This window comes from Phreatobacter sp. (assembly GCF_052440005.1).
Classification (GTDB): Bacteria; Pseudomonadota; Alphaproteobacteria; order Rhizobiales; family Phreatobacteraceae; genus Phreatobacter.
Genome location: NZ_JBQVQL010000155.1, coordinates 1 through 5,821 on the forward strand (window position 1 = coordinate 1; position 5,821 = coordinate 5,821).

Here is a 5,821-nt window from a genome sequence, read left to right on the forward strand (position 1 = left end):
GGCGAGGGCGCCGCGGCCGACGAGGCCCGCGCCGGCGCCGGCGGCGGCGAGGGTCAGCACGGTGCGGCGGGAGAGGCGCGGCATGGCGGGGTCCTTCCGGTCAGGTCGACACAAAGGGTAGAGGGTCGGCGCCGCCTGTCAAAGCCCGTTGCCGCGACGGCGGGCCGCGGCTTCAGCCGAGCGGCAACACGTTCGTGTGCTTCACCTGGGCGAGGGCGAAGGAGGATTCGATCGAGGCGATGCCGTCGAGGCGGGTCAGCCGGGCCTTAAGGAACCTCTCGTAGGCCGGCAGGTCGGCGCAGACGACGCGCATCAGATAGTCGCGCTGGCCGGTCATCAGATAGCACTCCATCACCTCGGGCCAGCGGGCCACGGCCTCGGCGAAGCGGTCGAGATCCTCCTCGCGCTGGCGCTCCAGCTTGATGGATATGAAGACGGAGACCGGCAGGTCGACCGCCTTCTGGTCGACCACCGCCACATAGCCGCCGATGATGCCCGCCTCCTCCAGCCGCCGCACCCGGCGCAGGCAGGGGGTCGGCGACAGGCCGACCTTCTCGGCGAGGGCCTGGTTGGTCATGCGGCCGTCGCGCTGCAGTTCGGCGAGGATGCGGCGATCGATGGCGTCGAGCTGGGTCATGAGCAGAACCTGCCAGATTATGATGTCAGGCTAGCAGATCCTGCTCATTGTGTCGTGGCTGTCAGGTGCTTTTTGGCAGGAGCCTGCCTTGCCCTTTCGGCATGATGGCGCACCCCAAAGGGATGCCGCACGCCATGACCGACCGTCTCGCCGCCCTCGCCGCGCTGGAGCAAAAGATCCTCTGGCTCGCCTCGTGGACGATCCACAACGCCAACCACCTGCGCGAGAACGCGGACGGGCTTAAGGTGGGCGGCCACCAGGCCTCCTCCGCCTCGCTCGCCACCATCATGACGGCGCTCTATTTCGCCGTGCTGCGGCCGGAGGATCGGGTGGCGGTGAAGCCGCATGCGAGCCCGAACTTCCACGCCATCCAGTATCTCCTCGGCAACCAGACGCGGGAGAAGCTCGAGAATTTCCGCGGCTTCAAGGGGGCGCAGAGCTATCCCTCGCGCACCAAGGACGTGGACGACGTCGACTTCTCCACCGGCTCGGTCGGCCTCGGCGTCGCCCAGACGCTGTTCTCCTCCCTCGCCCAGGACTATGTGCGCGCCCACGGCTGGGGCCTGGAGCGACCCGAAGGGCGCATGGTGGCGCTCATCGGCGACGCCGAGATGGACGAGGGCAACATCTACGAGGCGCTGATCGAAGGCTGGAAGCACGGCCTCCGCAACACCTGGTGGGTGGTCGACTACAACCGCCAGAGCCTCGACGCCGTGGTGCGCGAAGGGTTGTGGGAGCGCTTCGAGGCCATGTTCCGCAATTTCGGCTGGGACGTGGTGATCCTGAAGTATGGCAAGCTCCTGGAAGCCGCCTTCGCCGAGCCCGGCGGGGAAGCCCTGCGCCGGTGGATCGACACCTGCCCGAACCAGCTCTATGCCGCGCTCTGCTACCAGGGGGGCGCCGCCTGGCGGAAGCGGCTCGAGGACGACATCGGCGACCAGGGCGCGGTGACGGCGCTCATCGGCCGACGCTCCGACGCCGAGCTCGCCCGCCTGATGACCAATCTCGCCGGCCACGACCTGCCCTCGCTGCTGGAAGCCTTCGAGGGGATCGACCACGACCGCCCGGTCTGCTTCATCGCCTATACGATCAAGGGCTTCGGCCTGCCCTTCCAGGGCCACAAGGACAATCATGCCGGCCTGATGACGCCGGCGCAGATGGAGGCCTTCCGCGCCGCCATGAGCGTGCGGCCGGGGCACGAGTGGGACCGGTTCGAGGGGCTCTCCGTGCCGGCGAAGACGCTGGAGGCCTTCCTGAAGGACGTGCCCTTCGCGGCGCGTGGCCGGCGCCGCTACGAGGGCGCCAAGCTGCCGATCCCGGACAGGCTCGCCGTGCCGATGCAGCCGGCCATGTCGACCCAGCAGGGCTTCGGCCTGATCCTCAACGAGATCGCCCGCGGCAAGGAGCCCTTCGCCGAGCGCATCGTCACCTGCTCGCCCGACGTCACGGTCTCGACGAATCTCGGCGCCTTCGTCAACCGGCGCGGGCTCTTCGCCCGCGAGGCGCTGGCCGACACGTTCAAGCAGGAGCGCATTCCCTCGACCTTCACCTGGGACTTCTCGCCGAAGGGCCAGCACATCGAGCTCGGTATCGCCGAGATGAACCTGTTCATCCTGCTCTCGGCGCTCGGCCTCACCCATTCGATCCACGGCGAGCGCCTGCTGCCCGTCGGCACGCTCTACGATCCCTTCATCCAGCGCGGCCTCGATGCGCTGAACTATGCCTGCTACCAGGACGCCCGGTTCATGCTGGTGGCGACGCCGTCGGGCGTGACGCTCGCCCCTGAGGGTGGCGCCCACCAGTCCATCGCGACGCCGCTGATCGGCATGGCGCAGGACGGGCTCGCCGCCTTCGAACCCGCCTTCGTCGACGAGCTCGCCGCCATCATGCGCTTCGGCTTCGACTACATGCAGCGCGACGGCGAGGGCGACCCGGACGAGGAGACCTGGCTGCGCGACGAGACCGGCGGTTCGGTCTACCTGCGCCTGTCGACCCGCACCCTCGACCAGCCGCAGCGGACCATGGACGAGGCGCTGGCGAGCGACGTCATCAACGGCGCCTACTGGCTGCGCCGGCCCGGCGCCAATGCGGGCGTCGTCATCGCCTATATGGGCGCGACGGCGAGCGAGGCGATCGCCGCCGCTGGGCTGCTGGCGGAGAGCCACCGGGACGTCGGCGTGCTCGCGGTGACCTCGTCGGACCGGCTCAACGCCGGCTGGACCGCGGCGGAACGGGCGCGCCAGCGCGGCCACGACCAGGCGACCAGCCACGTGGAGCGCCTCCTCGGCGGCCTGACGCGGGACTGCGGCCTCGTCACCGTGGTGGACGGCCATCCGGCGACGCTCGCGTGGCTCGGCGCCGTCCACGGCCACCGGGTCAAGTCGCTGGGCGTCGAGCATTTCGGGCAGACCGGCACGGTCGGCGACCTCTATCGCCACCACGGCATCGACGCCAACGCCATCCTGCACGCGGCGCAGGCGATCATGGGCGCGCGTCCGGTCCGCTATCTCAGGGCGCTCGCCTGACGCGTCCCGGCGCGGGACGGAGACGTTAACGCCGCGGCCTTCGGCGGATGCCGACAGGCCGGCGCCGGGGCTTCCCCGCGCACCCAGGCGGCACGAACGGCCCGGACGAAGCAGGAACCTGGGGAGGCTCCCGATTCGGACGCGATTCGTTCGCGGGCTGATCGCAGGGTTAACGGCAGGCGCGGTATCGCGCGGTTCCTGTGCGCACCAGGGTTTGCGAAGGCCGCAGCAGCCTCGTTCAGGTTGGGCCCCTCACCCTGACCCTCTTCCTGAAAGCGGGAGAGGGGACGCCGGCGCTGCGCTCCGTTCTCGACCGTCGTGTTACCGAGAGTCCCTCAACCCCTGCCCTCTCCCCGCGGGCGGGGAGAGGGGACACGAGCATCGTGCTCGATCCCCAACCGTCGCGCCTGGCGCTGCACTCTCGTGTAATGGGGCGAGGCGGAAAGTCCCCCCTCCGCACGCGGGGGAGGGCAAGGGTGAGAGGTCGTCAAAGAGCGAGGGGCCAGCGGATACGCGAAAGGCCGACCGCGCTGCCCCGAAACGACACGCGTCGGTTAACGGTTGGGGACGTCAGGAGCGTTCCGGCGCCCCTGCACCGCCGCCGGCCGTTTGAAAAACCTGCCGAGAACGATGCCGCTCCGCCGGAACGAACGGGCACCCCGCCGATGTCCGTGATTCGGACGGGTTTCGTTCCCGTCCCGGCCCGGAGCTTAACGCCGCGGCGCCCGGGGTCAGCTGCGGCCGGGCCGCGCCGGCGGCATGACCAGCCGGTCGCGGCGGCAGGCGCGGCGGTCGATCTCCTCGCAGGCGGTGAAATTCATGTCGCGGCCGATACAGATGCGCACCTCGCGCAGCCGGCGCTGGTCGCACTGCACGGCGATCATTTCGCGGGTGAGCCCGGGATTGGCGCGCACGAAGGCCTCTTCCACCTCGTCGGGCGTCACCATGAGCGGCTCGGACAAGCCTTCGTACTGGGTGGGGATGCGCACCTTGGCGCGGGCCTGGCGAACCTGCTCGAAATAGGCGCCGGCCGAGCGGGCGCCCGAGCACGTGCCGTGCTTCGACCACTGGTGCCTGACGAGGCCCGGCGCCGGCATGATGTCGAGCATGGAGGTGACCGTGCGGTTCTCCAGCACCGGGGCGGGCACCTGGCAATATTCGGGGAAGCCGCGCTGGAACTGCGGCCAGAGGCCGTGCACCACGAAATGGAACGGCCGGTCACCGGCGCATTGCATGGAGCGGGAGGTCCGCTCGCTGGTCGCCTCGCAGAAGGAGGGAGACCAGGACAGGGCCAGCACGTAGAAGTCGAACTCGCCGGGCGTCGCGCCCGGGCGCGCCTGGGCGTGGGCCGGTGGGGCCGCGGCGAGGCCGGCGACCAGAGCCGCGGCTGCGGCGAACCGCGTCACGGCGCGGCGGGTCCTGGCGAACATGCAGGCCATCATGGGCGACCTCCCTCTCAGCAGATCCAGGCTAGCGGCGCCCTCGGAACAAAGCAAGAACTCGCGCCCGCCCCCCGTATTCGTCCGGATCAGGGGCGCGCCATCCTGCAGGACGGGTCGAAGCTGCGGCCGCGATCGAGCCCGTGGACGCACCATTCGACGCCCCAGGTGGCGCCGATGATGCTCTGATCCTCGAGGATGGCGTAGCTGACGGTGCGCACGCGGCCGTCGGAGAGATGGGCGCGGGCGGTGCAGAAGCGCCGCGGGATGAGGTTCTGCCCGTGCGGGTTGGTGGTGACGAGGCGCACCCGGTCGAAGCCGCGGATGCCGAGGGACGAGTTCCAGAAGCGCGCCTCCTTCTCGGCAAAGGTCTCCTGGATGCGCTCCAGCGCCGCCGGCTCGTCGCAGGGGAGCAGGCGGTTCTGGAAGCGCGGATCGCGGAACAGCATGACGCCCGCAGGGCCGCGCATCCGCATATCGTCCTCCACGGCGCCGGGATAGCCGCCGCCCGGTACGCGGCCGGTGGTGTAGGTCGAGCCGGCGAGCCCGCGCGGCCCGCCATCGTTGAAGGCGAGGGTCTGGGCCCCGGCCGACGGGATGCCCGCGAGGGCGGCGAGGGCAAGGGCGAAAAGGCGGGTCCGCATGGCTGCTGTTCCGGCACGGCTCGAGGCGATGCGGGACGATCCATGGGCCGCGGGCGCCGGTCAAGAGCCGCGCGGCCACAGGACCGGGGAATTCGACGTCGGCGGTCCGGTCAGGGGCGGCGGATGCGCACGTAGAGGGCGCCCGCCCCGCCGTGGCCGGCCGAGGCCTCCTCGAAGCCGATGACCAGCGGGCGCATCTCCGGCAGGGAAAGCCATTGCGGCACCACCCGCCGCAGCACGCCGCGGCCGGCATAGGGATCGGGCGTGAAGGCGTCCTCGTCGAGTTCGCGCTGCCGCTTCGGCGCGCCCTTGCCGGTGATGACGATGACGAGGGCGTGGCCAGCCGCCTGGGACCGGTGCAGGAAGGCGATCAGCCGGCGATGGGCAGCCTCCTGCGTCAGGCCATGCAGGTCGATGCGCGCGTCGGCGTCGCGCCTGCCGCGGGAGAGCTTGCGCTTCAGCCCCTTTTCCAGCGCCGCCAGCGGCGGCGGAGGCGGGACCGCGGGCACGATCGAGCGCGTCGGCGCAGCGGCCGGAGCCGGCTTGCCGGCTGGCGTCGGGGCGACGGGGTCAGGC

At 70.7% G+C, this 5,821-nt stretch carries 5 protein-coding genes; 1 reads left to right on the forward strand and 4 read right to left on the reverse strand.

Annotation, left to right across the window (positions count from 1 at the left end; genetic code table 11):
• Positions 1 to 172: 172 nt before the first annotated feature.
• Positions 173 to 637: an Lrp/AsnC family transcriptional regulator gene (locus ACT6XY_RS22240; RefSeq protein ID WP_444750489.1), complete on the reverse strand. Its 465-nt coding sequence runs from the start codon at positions 635 to 637 to the stop codon at positions 173 to 175.
• A gap of 134 nt (positions 638 to 771) precedes the next feature.
• Between ACT6XY_RS22240 and ACT6XY_RS22245 the strand changes: the two genes are divergently transcribed.
• Positions 772 to 3,162: a transketolase-like TK C-terminal-containing protein gene (locus ACT6XY_RS22245; RefSeq protein ID WP_444750490.1), complete on the forward strand. Its 2,391-nt coding sequence runs from the start codon at positions 772 to 774 to the stop codon at positions 3,160 to 3,162.
• Between the two features lie 731 nt (positions 3,163 to 3,893).
• Here the strand turns inward: ACT6XY_RS22245 and ACT6XY_RS22250 are convergent.
• The 3 genes from ACT6XY_RS22250 to ACT6XY_RS22260 all read right to left on the reverse strand — a co-directional run.
• Positions 3,894 to 4,592 carry a ribonuclease T2 family protein gene (locus ACT6XY_RS22250; RefSeq protein ID WP_444750491.1) on the reverse strand — a complete coding sequence of 233 codons (699 nt, stop codon included), beginning with the start codon at positions 4,590 to 4,592 and terminating at the stop codon, positions 3,894 to 3,896.
• A 98-nt stretch (positions 4,593 to 4,690) separates the two neighbouring features.
• Positions 4,691 to 5,245 (reverse strand): hypothetical protein, encoded by a 555-nt coding sequence (locus ACT6XY_RS22255; protein ID WP_444750492.1) that lies wholly within the window; start codon positions 5,243 to 5,245, stop codon positions 4,691 to 4,693.
• Between the two features lie 110 nt (positions 5,246 to 5,355).
• Positions 5,356 to 5,821: Smr/MutS family protein (locus ACT6XY_RS22260; RefSeq protein WP_444750493.1), on the reverse strand; the 466-nt coding region annotated here is incomplete at its 5' end.